The sequence below is a fragment of the Acidovorax sp. FG60 genome, assembly GCF_057808995.1.
This window is the reverse complement of the sequence record NZ_JBMDJC010000008.1, coordinates 65419-80192: the sequence shown is the minus strand read 5'-3', so window position 1 is coordinate 80192 and position 14774 is coordinate 65419. Positions and strand designations below refer to the sequence as shown.

General features: G+C 66.3%; 14 protein-coding genes and 1 tRNA gene. 11 read left to right on the top strand and 4 right to left on the bottom strand.

Annotated elements, in window-relative coordinates; all coding sequences use genetic code 11:
- Position 1: 1 nt before the first annotated feature.
- From ACODS0_RS13535 to ACODS0_RS13495, 9 genes are read left to right on the top strand one after another with little or no spacing between them, the layout of a single operon-like run.
- The gene (locus ACODS0_RS13535; protein WP_273624850.1) at positions 2 to 409 is read left to right on the top strand and encodes a hypothetical protein; all 408 of its coding nucleotides are present in this window, start codon (positions 2 to 4) and stop codon (positions 407 to 409) included.
- Complete coding sequence (gene traW, locus ACODS0_RS13530) at positions 406 to 1035, top strand: type-F conjugative transfer system protein TraW (RefSeq protein WP_488835507.1); 630 nt, start codon at positions 406 to 408, stop codon at positions 1033 to 1035. The genes ACODS0_RS13535 and traW overlap by 4 nt, the downstream gene beginning before the upstream one ends.
- Positions 1032 to 2051 (top strand): TraU family protein, encoded by a 1020-nt coding sequence (locus ACODS0_RS13525; RefSeq protein WP_060987594.1) that lies wholly within the window; start codon positions 1032 to 1034, stop codon positions 2049 to 2051. Before traW ends, ACODS0_RS13525 begins: the two co-directional genes overlap by 4 nt.
- 31 nt (positions 2052 to 2082) lie before the next feature.
- Positions 2083 to 2799: a type-F conjugative transfer system pilin assembly protein TrbC gene (gene trbC, locus ACODS0_RS13520; protein ID WP_273624849.1), complete on the top strand. Its 717-nt coding sequence runs from the start codon at positions 2083 to 2085 to the stop codon at positions 2797 to 2799.
- 9 nt (positions 2800 to 2808) lie between these two features.
- Positions 2809 to 5226 (top strand): type-F conjugative transfer system mating-pair stabilization protein TraN, encoded by a 2418-nt coding sequence (gene traN, locus ACODS0_RS13515; RefSeq protein WP_060987592.1) that lies wholly within the window; start codon positions 2809 to 2811, stop codon positions 5224 to 5226.
- Positions 5223 to 5615: a hypothetical protein gene (locus ACODS0_RS13510; RefSeq protein WP_060987591.1), complete on the top strand. Its 393-nt coding sequence runs from the start codon at positions 5223 to 5225 to the stop codon at positions 5613 to 5615. Before traN ends, ACODS0_RS13510 begins: the two co-directional genes overlap by 4 nt.
- Positions 5616 to 5622: 7 nt before the next feature.
- Complete coding sequence (gene traF / locus ACODS0_RS13505; protein WP_488835504.1) at positions 5623 to 6495, top strand: conjugal transfer protein TraF; 873 nt, start codon at positions 5623 to 5625, stop codon at positions 6493 to 6495.
- A 9-nt stretch (positions 6496 to 6504) separates the two neighbouring features.
- Entirely contained in the window at positions 6505 to 7953 is a 1449-nt protein-coding gene (locus ACODS0_RS13500) for a conjugal transfer protein TraH (RefSeq protein WP_060987589.1), read from the top strand.
- A gap of 21 nt (positions 7954 to 7974) precedes the next feature.
- Entirely contained in the window at positions 7975 to 10749 is a 2775-nt protein-coding gene (locus tag ACODS0_RS13495; protein ID WP_060987588.1) for a conjugal transfer protein TraG N-terminal domain-containing protein, read from the top strand.
- A gap of 5 nt (positions 10750 to 10754) precedes the next feature.
- Here ACODS0_RS13495 and ACODS0_RS13490 read toward each other — a convergent pair whose 3' ends face one another.
- Positions 10755 to 11090 carry a hypothetical protein gene (locus ACODS0_RS13490; RefSeq protein WP_060987587.1) on the bottom strand — a complete coding sequence of 112 codons (336 nt, stop codon included), beginning with the start codon at positions 11088 to 11090 and terminating at the stop codon, positions 10755 to 10757.
- 485 nt (positions 11091 to 11575) lie between these two features.
- On the opposite strand from ACODS0_RS13490, the gene ACODS0_RS13485 reads away from it, so the two are divergent.
- The gene (locus ACODS0_RS13485) at positions 11576 to 12685 is read left to right on the top strand and encodes a hypothetical protein (protein WP_488835501.1); all 1110 of its coding nucleotides are present in this window, start codon (positions 11576 to 11578) and stop codon (positions 12683 to 12685) included.
- Positions 12654 to 13511, top strand: coding sequence for a serine protease (locus tag ACODS0_RS13480; protein WP_060987586.1), 858 nt, complete (start codon positions 12654 to 12656; stop codon positions 13509 to 13511). Before ACODS0_RS13485 ends, ACODS0_RS13480 begins: the two co-directional genes overlap by 32 nt.
- A 272-nt stretch (positions 13512 to 13783) precedes the next feature.
- On the opposite strand, the gene ACODS0_RS13475 is transcribed toward ACODS0_RS13480, so the two are convergent.
- The 3 genes from ACODS0_RS13475 to ACODS0_RS13465 all read right to left on the bottom strand — a co-directional run bounded on the left by ACODS0_RS13475 (position 13784) and on the right by ACODS0_RS13465 (position 14755).
- Positions 13784 to 13860: transfer RNA gene (locus ACODS0_RS13475), tRNA-Pro, on the bottom strand.
- A gap of 30 nt (positions 13861 to 13890) precedes the next feature.
- Positions 13891 to 14331: a MerR family transcriptional regulator gene (locus ACODS0_RS13470; RefSeq protein WP_055402676.1), complete on the bottom strand. Its 441-nt coding sequence runs from the start codon at positions 14329 to 14331 to the stop codon at positions 13891 to 13893.
- A gap of 97 nt (positions 14332 to 14428) precedes the next feature.
- Positions 14429 to 14755, bottom strand: a complete 327-nt coding sequence (locus ACODS0_RS13465; RefSeq protein ID WP_035198379.1) for an integration host factor subunit alpha — start codon at positions 14753 to 14755, stop codon at positions 14429 to 14431.
- Positions 14756 to 14774: the final 19 nt, after the last annotated feature.

The window sequence follows — 14774 nt, the reverse complement described above, 5'->3', positions numbered from 1 at the left end:
CATGCGCCGCAAATCCTGCATCGCCCCGCGCGCCCGCGCTGGCCTCGGCCTCCTGCTGGCCATCCTGGCGGCTGCCTCGAATCCCGCGCGGGGCCAGACCAGCCCGGCCTTCGGTCCGCTGGGCACGCCCTCCACGGCCGCGCCCGCCGACGATATGCCGCTGGCCGACTACCTCGGTCTGCTGCGGCAGATCGCCCCGGCCGCCGAGCAGGGAGCCCGCACCTACCTTGCCGCCGCGCAACTGCGCTGCGGCCGCGCGCCGACCACGGCCGAGCTGCGGCAGGCCTTGTCCGAGGGTGACGGCCACCCGGCGCTGATGGGGCTGATCCGCGCCGCCCACCAGCAGGACAAGGCGGCGCGGGACCGGTGGATCGCACAGATCCCGTGCCCGCGGGGAGCTGCGCGATGAAGCGCGCCGCCTGCCTCTCCGTCGCCCTGCTGGCCGGGGCCGGCCTGCCCGCGCACGCCACCGACCTTGGCACCCTGGGGCCGACCTACGAGATCGCTGAGCCGCACCTCCTCCGCATGATCGAGGAACGCCTGCGGGACAAGGAGCGTTCGGGCGAACTGGCCCGCATCGAGCAGGAGGCGCGCGCCCGCGGCACCGACACCGTCAGGAATCCCATGCCGGTCGCCGGCGTGCGGACCACGGTAGCACCACGCACCTTCTACTTCGACCCCACGTACGCGCTGGACCACAACGTCCTGGGCGCTCAAGGCGAGCTGCTATTCGCCGCAGGCACGCAAGCCAATCCGCTGGACATCGTTTCGCTGTCGCGCCATCTGCTGTTCTTCGACGCCCGCGACACCCGCCAGGTGCGCCGCGCGCTCGAGCTGATGGCGCACTACCAGGGAAGGCTCAAGCCGATCCTGACCGGGGGCTCCTACCTGGACCTGATGAAGTCCTGGCGCATACCCGTCTACTACGACCAGCAAGGGCTGCTCACCCGACGCCTGGGCATCACGCAAGTGCCCGCCCTGGTCTCGCAGGACGGCAAGCGGCTGCGCATCGACGAGATGGAGGTGACCCGATGAGCACTTCCTGCTTCGTCCATGCGCTCCGGTGGCTGGCCGGGCTCGTTCTGGCGGTGGGTTGCGCCGCCGCGGGCGCGACCACCTGCACCGGCAAGTTCCCCAATCCCATCACCGACATTTGCTGGAGCTGCATCCTGCCTCTGAGCATCGGCAGCGCCCGCATCGGCGACTTCGGCTCGCAGGAGGACATCGAGAACCCGGGCAGCCCGCTGTGCACCTGCGGCGTCAACCCCGTCATCGGCTTGTCGATCGGCTTCTGGGAGCCGGCCCGGCACGTCGAAGCCGTGCGCAAGCCCTTCTGCCTGACCTCGCTCGGCGGCATCGACCTGAACCCCGGTATCCCGGCGCCCGAGGCCGCGCGCTTCACGCGGTCCGAGGGCGATGGCGACGGCGGCAGCTTCTACCAGGCCCACTTCTACGTGAACCCCGTCCTCTACTACCTGGAGGTCGTCACCGACTTCCCCTGCCTGGAGAAGGGTTCATTCGATTTGGCCTACCTGACCGAGGTCGATCCGCTGTGGGCCGATGACGAACTCACGCTGATCATCAATCCCGATGCCGTGCTCTTCGCCAACCCCGTGGCGATCGCGGCCTGCGCGGCCGACTGCGTGGCCGCTTCGCTGGGCTTCGGCATCCGCGAGATGTTCTGGTGCGCCGGTTGCCAGGGCGGCCTGTATCCCATGAACGGCCATGTTCCGTACCACCTGGGCGGCGTGCGCACCGCGGCGCTGATGGCGCAGCGGCTGACGGCCAAGATGCACCGCGAGCTGATCGCCTGGGGCTGGCACGGCACACCGGGCCTGTGCGGGCCGTACTTCCTGCCCGTCATGGACAAGGCCGCCTACAAGACGCAGCTCACCCACCCGATCCCGTCCACGTCGAAGGAAGCCGGCAAGTGCTGCCAACCCTTCGGCCGCCAGACCGTCACCTGGGGTGCCGGCAAGGAGTACCCGGTGCGCGGCGAAGACTTCAGTTTCATCTTGTTCAGGAAAAGGAACTGCTGTGTGGGCTACTGACCTTCTCCTACGGCACCGGATCACCCTGGCCTTGGCCCTGGCGTTGCACGCGACGACGTCGCCGGCCGCCGGGCCCGCTGCACCCGACATCTCCGAGGCCGACCTCGAGCGCGTGCGCCGCGAGCAGCCCGCCGTCACCGAGCAGGACATCGAGCAGGCACGGCGCAGGCACCGCATGCCGGGCAACGCCGAACTGAAGGCCGCACCGGTGCCGTCGGCACCGGCCATCGACACCCTGCCCCAGCCGGCAACGCGCGCGCCGATCGACCTCGAGGCGCTGGCGCGCGGCTATGCCTCGCAGTCCGACGCGATGCAGGCCGCCGAAGGGCTGGCGCGCGGGCCGGGTCTTTTCGTGTTCGTGAGCCTGTCGATGCCGCAGCCCGCGCTGCAGCGCCTGATAGACCAGGCCGCGCGCGCCCGCGCCTCGGTCATCCTGCGCGGCCTTGCCAAGGGTTCGTTGCGCGAGACCGTGGCCCAGGTACAGCCGCTCATCGGCACGCGCCAGGTCGCGGTGCAGATCGACCCGCAGGCCTTCGACCGCTTCTCGATCGCCCGTGTGCCCAGCTTCGTGCTGGTGCGTGACGGCACGCGGCCGGTCTCCTGCGCCGGCGGCACCTGCGCGCCGCCCGAGGCCTTCGTGCGCGCGGCCGGCGACGTGAGCCTGGACTACGCGCTGGAGCACATGGTGCGCGCCGCCCCGGCGTTCCAGGGCGACGCCGCGGGATTCCTGCAGCGGCTCAAGAAGTAGGAGCCCGCCATGCGCCTCGCCCTCTCCCTTCTGCTGCGCCGGACCATCGTCTGGTTCACGCTGACCTGCTTCGTCACGACGCAGACGGCCGCCCAAACCGGACCGCATGCTGAGGGCACGGCCGCGGGCCAGGCCGCCAACCCTGTGATCCGCGGCGCGATCAACGCCCCCGACGCCTCTGCGGTGGTTCCGGGCTACACCACCACGCCCCCCGAGCGCGGCTACTACGGCCAGCCCAACCTCTCAGGCCAGACCAGCGCCCGGCTCGCCGCCTGCGCGACAACCCCGAACGATCCCACCTGCCAGGCACTGCTCGGCGCGCGGGCCTCGGCCAACACGCCGCGCGAGGCCGTCTCGCCCTACGACCCTGCCGTCCTTGGCGCGCGCCGCGTGGCGGCCAACCCTTCGACGGCACTGGAGGACATCGCCAGCTACTACAGCGGCTGCCAGATATACACCGTGGCCACGCCTTCGGCGGAGACCCGCGTATGCCGACAGTACAGCGGCGCGACGGCCCAGTCTTGCGGCCGCACGCTGTCCGTGTCGATCTCACGCACCAGCAGTTGCCCGCCGGGCGAGTGGTTCGCCCAGGCCGCGTCCGGCAGCGTCGCGTTGGCCGTGCAGTGCAAGCCGGACCAGCCGGCCTCAGGGCAACGCTTCCGGGTGACCAGCGGCGGCGTGCCCGTAGCCTTCTTCGACGTGGACGCCGCCTCGGGGCTGGTGTTTCCGCAGATGGTGGCGCCCCTGCCCATCCCCTCGTGGCCGCCGGGGGGCCAGAACGGCGTCTGGGTCGTGAACAACCGCTGCAATGGCGACGCCTGCCGACTGACCGGCTTCATCGCGCAGGAATACCGCCAGGTCTGCATGGGCGGCGGCGGGGACTCCGGAGACACGAACTGCACCAACGAGCGCCCATTCCTCGAGGTCTACGGCGCCTGCCCCGCCGGCACGCAAAGCGGCGACCGGATCGCCTACACGACCGGCTCGGGCGGCGACGCCGGTGACACCCAGATCACCTACCTCGAAGAGGGCCGCTGCTATGCCCCCAGCACCGACCCCAGCGACGCGCCGGGCCAGGACACGACGGGTACCTACCCGGCTTCCTACTGGCGTCCCGGCGGAAACCGTCCCATCGTCGGCTTCCGGTTGAACCCGCTGTACGGCCCGATCCCGCAGATGGCGCTGAGCTTCGAGCGGCCGCACACCACGGTGACCGAGTCCGACCAGTGGGACGATCAGTGCCCCGCGCTGGAGAGCGAAGGGCGCTGCGCCATCACCGGCGCGGCGCGCTGCGTCGGAGGACCGGCCACCAAGGTGATCGACGGGGCGTCGGTGACGCGCGCGTGCTGGCGCTACGAGACCTCGCTCTCGTGCCAGTATGGGGCGCCCACCGACGAGTGCGCGCCGCTGGCCGCGGCGGGCTGCACCCCGAACAGCACGGTCTGCCGCCAGATGAACCCGGCCACAGGCACCTGCGAGGTCGCCGAGAACACCTACAACTGCCCGGTGGCCGCCAGCTCGGCGGTGACGGCGCGTAACTGCCCGACCGACGTCTTCTGCATCGCGGGCAGTTGCTTCAACACCACCTACACCAACGATGCCGACTTCGCCCGGTCGATGTCCTTCCTGGAAGCGGGACGCGAGGCCGGGGTCTACCTCGACACAGACAACCTGCAGGTTTTCAAGGGCGAAGCCAACCGCTGCCGCGACCGGCTGCTCAAGAACTGCTGCACCTCGGACTCGGCCGGCAGGGGAATGAGCAACCAGAGCATGTTCGGCGTCGGGTCGAGGCTGGTTTTCGATGTGTTGATGAATTCCGGCAATCGCGAATTCCTCTACCACGGTATGCAGGCGCTGCTGATGAGCGGCGGGTTCTCAGGCAGCTTTACCACCTACGGCGTCACGGTGGCCATCAATGGCACGGCCCTGCCTGCCGGCTCGGCGGTGCTCTATGCCGGCGAGAGCGTGGTGGTGGCCTTCGACCCATGGAGCCTGGTCATCGCGATCGTCATCTACGTGGTGATGTCGGCGATCTCCTGCGACGAAGAGGAAGGCAAGCTCGCGATGAAGGAAGGTGCGCGGCTGTGCCACACGGTCGGCACCTACTGCTCATCGTGCATCCGCGTCCTGGGCAAGTGCGTCTCCTGCATCACGCACACCACGACCAAGTGCTGCTTCAACTCGGTTCTGGCCCGAATCATCAACGAGCAGGGTCGGCTTCAGGTCGCGAAGTGGTGGGGCACAGCCGAGGGGCCGGACTGCTCGGGCTTCACGATCGCACAGCTGCAGAGCCTGGACTTCGCTCGCATGGACCTGACCGAGTTCTATGCGTCGATCGTGCCGAACATGCCCGATGTGGGCGCGATGCAGGGCGGCGCCGCCGGCCGCGCAAGCAACTGCTACTACGGCAAAGGGAGATGCCAATGAACACCGCCACCCGCGCCGGGTGCTGCTTCGCAGGCATCGCCCTGATCCTCCTCCTCGCCACGCGAGTGCATGCCGAGCCAGTCCGCACGCCCGTGTCGGATGCGCGGCCCGTCCTGCTGGCGGCCCTGCAGTCAGCGGACGGCACGGCCCACGGCGTGCTCACCGGCGAAGTGGCGGATGCGATCACCCGGCATTTCCAGGCCACCTCTCCGATCTACATCGATGTGTCCACCGCGAAGCGCTACCGGGAGGCGGGCTGCAGCCGGCTCAAGGTGCTCTTCTGGCAGGAAGGCGTGAAGCTGCCCAACATGGCGGCGCCGCGCAAGCAGACGATCGAGTTCGGCATCAACTATTGCCTCGACGGCCTGCCGCCGAAGTCGCTGCTGTGAGGACGTCATGACGATCCGTCCCTCCCCTGCGTGCCTGCGGTTGCTGCCGGTTCTGGCGCTGGTCGCCAGCGCCGCTGCGGCTCAGGAAGCGGCCCCTGCCGCCGGGCACGGCGAGACCCGCGCCTACTGGTCCGACCGCTGGCGCGGCTGGCACTTCTACGAAGACCCTCCGCTGGAGGATCCCGCGCCGCCACGCGCCCAGGCCGCCCCGGCCAAGCCGGCCCAGCCGGTCGCCTCGCCCCGTCCGCCCGAACTGGTGGAATTCGAGCGGCTGCAGAAGACCCTCGAAGACCTGCGCAACATCGCGATCATGCGGCCGACCGAGTCCAACGTGCGGCGCTACATGGAGCTGGAGATGCAGGTGGTGAACCGTGCATCCTACTTCGCCGATGTGGCGCAACGCGTGGCCTGGGCCACGCCCGAGCTCGATCCGACATTGCAGGGCCGGCCCGTCAACGCCCAGGCGCTGGAAGTCTTCGAACGCCAGCAACGGACCGACCGCTCCGCCTCGGTCGCCACGCTGGGCCGCGACCACGTGCTCATCTTCTTCTACCGCAGCGATTGCCCGTACTGCCACACCTTCGCGCCCACCTTGCAGGCGTTCGAGGCACGCCATGGCATCCAGGTCGTGGCCGTGAGCGTGGATGGCGGCGCGATGCCGGGCTTCCCGCGCTCCCGCCCCGACAACGGCATCGCCACGGCCCTGCAGGTGACCCAGGTGCCGGCCGTGTTCCTGGCCCAGCCCGCCACCGGAAAGATCACCCCGATCGGCTCCGGCGTGCTCTCCGAGTCGCAGTTGCTCGAGCGCATCGCCATCGTTTCCTCGCCCACCGGCGAGGCCACGCTGCCCAGCGCGACCCAGCACATGGCCCTGCCCTAGGAGGTCTCCATGTCCCATCCCTCCCGTCCTGTCCATGCCCGCAAGGCCGTCGCGCTGGCGGTGGCCCTGGCCATGCTGTCCGCCACGCTGCCGGCGCGCGCCGACCTCAACAGCGAGGTCAACGACATGTTCAACAACCTGGGCGCCATAGGGAACTACACCGCACCGGGCGCGTTCCGCGGCCAGACCTACAACACCTACACAGGCGGTTCGCTCATGATGCGCTCGCCCAACAAGGTCTACCAGCTCGCGGCGATCCAGTTCCCGAGCGTGAAGGCGGGCTGCGGTGGGATCGATGTGTTCGGCGGCTCGTTCTCGCACATCTCCGCGCAGGAGTTCAAAAACCTCTTGCGCAACATCACGGCCGCGCTGCCCGGCATAGCGTTCCAGCTCGCGCTCGAGGCCGTCTCCCCGCTGCTGGGTGGCCTGACAAAGTGGGCCAAGGGCTTGGAGACCTGGATCAACAACGCCCGGATCAACTCCTGCGAGACCGCGAAGGCGATCGTCAGCTCCGCAGCCGAGGCGGTGGGCTACAGCTCGCAGGAAACCTGCTCGGACCTGGCGATGGAGATGGGCCTGGAGAGCGACCGCGACGCGGCCCGCCGGCGCTGCTCGACCGACCGGCCCAGCATCCTGTCTTCCGCCCGCTCCTCGGGTGACGCCAACGTGCGCAACAAGGCTCCGTTCGTGGGCAACCTGACCTGGAAGGCGCTGCAGTACACCGGCTCCTACCTCGACGACGCGGGGCGCGAGCTCATCATGAGCATGGTCGGCACCGTCATCTACTACCCCGAGGAATCGGGGCGCGATCCGGAGCCGATCGCCCCGACGCTCACGTCGATCAGCCAGTTGCTCTACGGCCAGGCAGCCGGTTCGGGCAACAACGTCATCCAGCACCTGCTGCGCTGCAACGACTATTCGGCCTGCGACGTCGTCTCGACCAATACCGCCTACGACCACGTGCCCTTCACGGCGCGCGTGGAGACCATGATGCGCTCGATCGCCGACCGCATCGCCACCCGCACGGCGATCCCCAACAACTCCGCCGAGGTCGGCTTCGTCAACCAGACCACCGAGCCGGTCTACAAGATGCTTTCGGTCGGCACCAGCATCCCGGGCTCGGGCCTGGCCGACAGCCTAATCGGCCAGTACCGCGACGTGATCGCGGCGGACTACGCCTACGTCTTTCTCGAAAGGAACCTGCGCCTGGGCATGGCGGCCCTGGCGAAGGACTACACGCTGCAGCAGGCGCAGCGCGACCAGGCCAACCAGATCCGCCAGCGCGCTCAGGCCATCCTGCTGCAGATCTCCCAGGAGAAGAACCTCCTGTATGCGAAGGTCGGTTCCTACCGCGCCGTCGCCAGCCACCTGGAGCAGTTGGAGCGCCAGTTGCGCTCGAGCATGCCCCAGCATGTGATGGACATGCTGGGCCAGCAGGCGGCCCACCTGTCGCGTTGACGCCGATGGTAGGGCACGACCATGTGGGAGATCTACGCCTACCAGAACGCGGACAGCCTGTTTGGGGTGTTCAATGCGTCCGCCGCGATCCACGCCTCCGGCGACTACGCATCGGCAGTCGCGGCGGTGGCCTTCTGCGGCTTCGTCGCCGCCCTGATCGCCTACGCGTTCGCCCCTGAAAAGCTCCAAGGCTGGAAGTGGCTGGCCTCGGTGGTGCTGGTCTTCGGCATCCTGATCGTCCCGAAGGTCACCGTGGGCATCATCGACAAGACCGGCGGCTCGCCGGTCAAGGTCGTGGACAACGTGCCCTTCGGGGTGGCGCTGCTGGGCAGCCTGACCAGCACCATCGGGCACACGCTCACCGGGCTGTTCGAGACCGCCTTCCAGGTGATCCCCGGCGCGGGGGCCTTGCCGGCCGAGCTCTCCTACCAGCAGAACGGCCTGATGTTCGGGAACCGCCTGGTCAGGGAGACCGGCAACGTGGTGTTCCAGGACCCCGCCTTCCGCACGGACCTCGTGAACTTCATTCACAACTGCGCGATGTATGACCTGATCGACAGCTCGCTCGATCCGGCCACCTTCTCCGCCTCCGACGATGTCTGGCCGCTGATGGCCTCGCCCAACCCTGCGCGGTTCAGCACGCTCACGGGCGCAGGCGGCGCCGTGGGCGTGGACACCTGCCCGAACGTGTACCAGAGCCTCAATGGCCGGCTGCCGGCGCAACTCCAACGCATCCAGGGGCGTCTGGCCTTCCAGCTCAACCCAACGCTACCCGGCACCGCGGCGGCGGCCGCGATCGCAGGCCAGATCCAGCAGGCCTACCTCAAGAACAGCATTGCCAATGCGTCAGCCACCGCCGCGGACATCATCCGGCAGAACGCCATGCTCAACGCGCTGGAGGACACGGGCAAGATCGTCGGGCAGAAGGTCAATGACCCGGCGGCCATGGTGCTGGCCGTGGGCCGGGCCCAGGCCGTCGCCCAGATGAACGCCTCGTGGCTGAATTACGGCAAGGTCGCCGAGCAGGCACTGCCCGTCTTCCGCAACGTGATCGAAGCGGTCACCTACGCGATGTTCCCGCTGTTCGTGCTCCTGCTGCTGCTCACCAGCGGCCGCGAGACGATGATGGCGTTCAAGGGGTATGCGTCGATCCTGATCTGGATCCAGCTCTGGCCTCCACTGTACGCCATCCTCAACTACATGGCCTCGATCTACGCGGCCTACGACCTGGCAGCCGCGGCGGACCTGGGCACCGGCACGAAGGCGCTGGCGCTGCAGACGGCCTCGGTGATCTATTCCCGCGCGCTCTCGGGTGAGGCGATCGTGGGGTATCTCGCCATTAGCATTCCCTTTGTAGCCTGGGCCGCACTGAAAAGGATGGAGAACTTCGGCACGGCGCTGGTGGGCGGGCTGTCAGGCTTGCAGGCCATGCTGTCGGGCTCGACTTCGGCGGTCACCGTCGGCAATACGTCGCTGGGCAACGTCTCCATGGACCAGATGCAGCTCGCGCCGAACCGTACCTCGGCATTCATGGGGAGCTGGCAGCACGACCTGAGCGGCAACACCTTCTCGGCGAACGCGCTCACGGGCAGGACGGCGGTGAGCCTGCTGCGCAACCAGGGCTACGCATCGCGGGTCGTGTCGATGCGGGTGTCCGAACAGGACGTGCAGGACGCCAGCCGGCAGGTGGATGCCGCGCGCAGCGAGGCGGTGGCGGCCAGCAGCGAGCGATCGTCCGTACTGGCGGAGGCCTTCACGAAGGGCGTGGCCAAGTTGCGGTCGTCGCGCAGCAGCAGCGGCTCCACGTCGAGCAGCTTCGAGCAGTTCGGCGAGACGCTCAATCGGCTGGACCAGATTAGCAGGAGCGTCTCGGACACCACGGGCCTGACACAGGCGCAGGTCGCGCGAATAGCGCTGGGGGCCTCTGGCCGACTTGGCGTCAACACCCCCCTCTTCGGTCTACAAGGCAACGCAACAGCTGAGAAGGCCTATGCATCGGGTTTGTCCAAGGCAGAGCAGCAGGCTCTTGCCTCCATGACGAGTGAACAACTTGCCGAGTTCAAGCAGTTCGGCGACCGAGCATCGCAGGACAGGAGCTTCATGAACGTCATAGCGAGCGATGCACGTGAAGCCCAGGACCTCGCCTCACGCCTGTCTTCGACCGCTACACGCTCGGAGCGTGCCGACGCAAGCCTCGCGGAGCGAAGCGCCTTCGCGGAGCGCGTCTCGACAGCGTACGAACGGGGCGAGACGATCTCTATCGACATCGCCCAGGACCCGCACAACCTCGCCATGTTCACCCGCTACGCCGAGCAGTACGGCGGCAACAGCGCCTCCGCGCACGTGCTGATGGAAGCGGAACTGGCCCGACAATCCCTGCGCCCGCATAGCGTGTTCTCGGACGGCACGGCGGTGCCAACGACCTTTGGCGACCTTCAGGCCCATCACCTGCGGAACTCCGGCGATCCGGCACTTGCACCCGACCTCACAGGGCGCCACCAATCGAATCAAGGTGACGTGCGCCGGTTCGGTGGCGGCGCAGCGCCCCCCGCGCCGATGGCGGGTTCGCCTTCATCGGTGCGCAGCACGATTCATCAGGAGGGTCAGCGCATCCGGGCAAGCACTTCGGCCGATCAGGGAGGATTCGACCGAAAAGCCCAGATCACGCAGACACCAGACGGCACCCTAGCTTCCGAGCGTTCCCTGATGAAGCAGACTGGGAAGCAGATCAAAGAAGACGCCGCCCCGATCATCAACGATGCGACTCAAGCCGTTAAGGACGCCTTGAAGAAGTAGATCCGTTAGATGTTCTTGTCGGCGTCGAACATGTGGTTTCCAAGCTCCGGTCGCGGTGGCTTCATGAACGGCATGTGTCCTTCATCGCGCCAGTAGTTGGCCGCGACATCACGGCTTGACGTTCCAAGTCCCCCAGGGATGGGCTCGATTTCTTCTTCGGTTTGGAGTGGAAGGCGACCTTGCCGTTTCCCGATCTGTGACAGCCCACCGCCGATCGCTGCGCCGAACAGCGCGCCCACGGCCATCATGACAACACACAGGCCCCAGTCATCGTTGCGGGCCGACAGGTACCCAGCACCGATGCCCAGCAGCAGGAAGAAGAGGAAGATGGCTTTTCGCATGAGCACCTCCTGACAGTTACCCTATCAGCGGCGACCTTCATGTCAAGACCTCCAAGGGCCTTCCAGCCTCTCACCACACGATATGGTCGGCTGGCGCCGTCGAATGTCCGAGTTCCTCAATCTTCCTGGGAGCCCTGCGAATCCTAGACTGCCGTCTGCGTCTCGCGGACTGCAGCCTCGATCACGTCGAAAGCGACCGTCGGCACACGGTCGGCTAACGCTTGCGCTCTTTGATGGAGATCACCTCGGCGTTATCCAGGCAGATGACCGCCAGCACGGTGTCACTGCGATGGCTCGCGCGTGCCCCACAGCTTGAGAGCGCTGCCGAACCGCTTGAATCGACTGAGGCACTTGCGCGGGCCGCGAATGGCACAGGTGCCGCGAGCGTGAACGGGCGGATTTCCCGATGACAAATCCTCTTTGTCGCTTTTGGCAATGACGTTTACATTCCCTTCGTATCGGAAATGCAACCAACGGAGGGGCGGATGATGAAGCGGATCTCAAAGGCAGCGGCGGCGGCTGGTCTCTCGCTGCTAGCGAGCGGCTGTGTCACATTCAGCCAGCAGAAGGCGCTCACGGAGAAAGTGAGCCCCGTCATTTCACAACTGCGACAACGTCAGGCCGAGGCGGACGCTGCCCGGATGGCGTTCTACGCAGCCGCGCCCATTCTCAACAGCCAGGTGGACGCCACTGAACTAAATGGCCTGATCAGCGCGCTGTGCGCGCCGCCTCCACCGATTCCGGCAGAAGCGCTCGATGCGCTGGACGCATTCCAGCGGCAGCTGACCGTGCTCAGCAAGGAACCTGATGCCAGCTTTTCGGGCTATCAGCAGAGCATCGCCACCACACAGAAGACGCTCAACAGCCTCACTGCACTGGGCGACTACCAGGCCCGGGAAATACAACGCCGGAAGGACGCGGCCGAGCAGGAGGCCGATATCGTGAAGCGCGAATTGGACTGCGGCACTGTGATCCGACAGAACTTTGCTGCGGAGATCACTGGGCCTGATTTCGGCACGGATGTCAAGGCGTTGGGCTCGGTAGCTGTGATCCAAGCAGTCGGTGCGCTCATCCTCAAGATCGAGCAGATCACGGACCGCGAGCTTCGCGCTGCCGCGCTACGCCAGTACGTCGCCATCTACAAGGCAGAGGTGGCTGTCGCCTTGGACCAACTCGATTCCAGCACGAGCCAAGGCGCCATAGCCAACGATCCGGAGCTGCGCAAGTCCAAAGTACCACCGGGTGCGCGCAGCGCCTACTCCCGTATGCTGCGCGAGCACCTTCAATACCTTGAGCGCAAGGCCTTGCTACTGCTACGCGATGCACGAAACCCGGCCTTGCCCCGCACTCTCAACCTGCAGGCCGCAGACGCGTTCGCCGAGACCGCAGCAGCGCACGCCAAGGTGCTGGGCGCTCTCACGATCGCCGACCGGACTCTAGCCAGCTTGCGCACTTGGTACTGGACCTACACGCGGGCTATCGAGGCCGGTCCGTCAAGCCCCAGCGAGTTGGTTGACGCGCTGTTCGCTGCCACCAAGGATCTGAGCGCATTGGACAGTTTGTATGGCTCCTTCGACAAGGCCCGCAACCAATAGGAGGCGGCTGTTCCTCGGCCTCGCTGTGGCGGGCTGCGGCGGCCTCGCCCTCGCGGCCGCTTGGCAGGAAGGCACCAAGCCCTATATCTACAAGGGCTTCAAGCCCGATCCATCGCTGGAGCTATCCTGGCAAGTGGCAATCGTGCTGCGCAAGACCCCCGATGCAATCCGCTGCGGAGGCGCGGTCATTGCATCGCGCTGGGTTCTCACCGCCGCCCACTGCTTTGATGGCATCGACGCCTCCGACGTCCGCGTCATCGCCAATACGCGGAATCTCAATGATCCGGAGCGAACCGTGCGCCGGGTCAACGAACTCGAGACCTACTACCACCAGGGACTGGAATACAGCGCCTCGTCCCGGCGCTTCGACGCCGCGCTGCTCAAGCTCGACCAGCCCATCGCGGCAAAACCGCTGGAACTCGCCTCCGCGGCCGAAGCGTCGCTGGACGCCGTAGGAGCGAAGGCCCAGGTCTTCGGCTGGGGTATCACGGAATCGGGGGTGTTTTCCACCGACTTGCTGGCAGCGAACGTCACCATCCATCCCGGCGCGACATGCCAAGCATCGGGTCCTGGGATACCTCCGCTGGCGGACACGCTGATGATCTGTGCAGGGGGGAACGTCGAGGACGCATGCAGCGGCGACAGCGGGGGACCGCTCGTGGCTGAGCTGGGCGGCCGACAGTTCGTGATCGGCATCGTCAGCCGCGGCGTCGACTGCGCGAAGCATCAGGGAGCCGGCATCTACACGCGAGTTCGCGCCCTGAGCACTTGGATCTCCACAATGCGCGCCAAGCACGCCGATCCCGGAGAAATCGAGCAGCGCTAAAGGTGAGGCGCTTCTTACCAGGCCAATGCAACGCGCAAGAACGAAACCGGACACGGGGCACGTAACCAGTTCACCAGCCCATCCAGCGCAAAACCCTCTACAGCATGCAGGGAATACGTGTGCGCTTCGGGTTTCTGCACCCATCTTGCACCCATCTATGTCGCAAGGGAAGCCCATCCCGTCCCAGAACTGGTGGACCCCTGGGTGGACCCCTGGGCGCCGAACAAAGAAAAAGGGCTCCTAACTTGATAGCTAGGAGCCCTTATCGTTATTGGTCGGCGTGGCGGGATTCGAACTCGCGACCCCTTGCACCCCATGCAAGTGCGCTACCAGGCTGCGCTACACGCCGACAAGACTTAGATTATATGCACAAAAAACCTCAGTTCAGAGAAAGCAGCGCACGAATCTCAAATAATTCTTTGCGCACCGCATTGGAGTCCAGGGTGAACCCCATCGCCTCGATGGAAAGGTCACGCGCGCTATCCACCAGCATGCTGGGCATCTGGGAATCCAGGCCATCACCATTCAATGCAGCGTCGGTTCCGGAATCATCGCGGGCCGGATGCGCAAGCTCCTGCAGACGATTGCGTGCACCACTGATCGTGAACCCCTGGTCGTACAGCAGATCGCGGATGCGGCGGATCATCAACACCTCATGGTGCTGGTAATAGCGCCGATTGCCGCGCCGCTTCATGGGACGCAACTGCGTGAACTCCTGCTCCCAATAGCGCAAAACATGGGGCTTGACGCCACACAACTCCGCGACCTCACCAATCGTGAAGTAGCGCTTGGCAGGGATGGAAGGAAGCGGGGTGCCCATGGGTTGTGGATTCAAACCGAACAGCCGACTAGCGTACTGCAGACGCGCACAGACCGCCAGCCATCGGCAACATTCTGGTCACAAAAAGCGCACAAATTCACGAGGCGGCGGCCGTCTGGATCTGCTCCTTGAGCTTGCTGCTGGCATGAAACGTCACGACCCGGCGTGCTTTGATCGGAATGGCCTCGCCCGTGCGCGGATTACGACCAGGTCGTGGAGCCTTGGTCCGAATCTGAAAGTTGCCGAAGCCCGACAACTTGACATCCTTGCCCTCCACAAGGCTCTGGGAGATCAGGTCAAAGAACGCATCGATCATGTCCTTGGACTCGCGCTTGTTCAGGCCGATTTGGTCGAACAGCAGATCGGCCAGCTGCGCCTTGGTCAGCGCTGGGGTCTCCAGGCTTTCGACTGCGAATTCGATCATGATTTATCACTCCCTTTGG

What these genes read in the sequence shown, in the direction of transcription:
- ACODS0_RS13535 (WP_273624850.1), top strand. Translation starts at nt 2, where the DNA reads ATGCGCCGCAAATCCTGCATCGCCCCGCGCGCCCGCGCTGGCCTCGGC.
- traW (WP_488835507.1), top strand. Translation starts at nt 406, where the DNA reads ATGAAGCGCGCCGCCTGCCTCTCCGTCGCCCTGCTGGCCGGGGCCGGC.
- ACODS0_RS13525 (WP_060987594.1), top strand. Translation starts at nt 1,032, where the DNA reads ATGAGCACTTCCTGCTTCGTCCATGCGCTCCGGTGGCTGGCCGGGCTC.
- traN (WP_060987592.1), top strand. Translation starts at nt 2,809, where the DNA reads ATGCGCCTCGCCCTCTCCCTTCTGCTGCGCCGGACCATCGTCTGGTTC.
- ACODS0_RS13510 (WP_060987591.1), top strand. Translation starts at nt 5,223, where the DNA reads ATGAACACCGCCACCCGCGCCGGGTGCTGCTTCGCAGGCATCGCCCTG.
- traF (WP_488835504.1), top strand. Translation starts at nt 5,623, where the DNA reads ATGACGATCCGTCCCTCCCCTGCGTGCCTGCGGTTGCTGCCGGTTCTG.
- ACODS0_RS13500 (WP_060987589.1), top strand. Translation starts at nt 6,505, where the DNA reads ATGTCCCATCCCTCCCGTCCTGTCCATGCCCGCAAGGCCGTCGCGCTG.
- ACODS0_RS13495 (WP_060987588.1), top strand. Translation starts at nt 7,975, where the DNA reads ATGTGGGAGATCTACGCCTACCAGAACGCGGACAGCCTGTTTGGGGTG.
- ACODS0_RS13490 (WP_060987587.1), bottom strand. Translation starts at nt 11,090, where the DNA reads ATGCGAAAAGCCATCTTCCTCTTCTTCCTGCTGCTGGGCATCGGTGCT.
- ACODS0_RS13485 (WP_488835501.1), top strand. Translation starts at nt 11,576, where the DNA reads ATGATGAAGCGGATCTCAAAGGCAGCGGCGGCGGCTGGTCTCTCGCTG.
- ACODS0_RS13480 (WP_060987586.1), top strand. Translation starts at nt 12,654, where the DNA reads ATGGCTCCTTCGACAAGGCCCGCAACCAATAGGAGGCGGCTGTTCCTC.
- ACODS0_RS13470 (WP_055402676.1), bottom strand. Translation starts at nt 14,331, where the DNA reads ATGGGCACCCCGCTTCCTTCCATCCCTGCCAAGCGCTACTTCACGATT.
- ACODS0_RS13465 (WP_035198379.1), bottom strand. Translation starts at nt 14,755, where the DNA reads ATGATCGAATTCGCAGTCGAAAGCCTGGAGACCCCAGCGCTGACCAAG.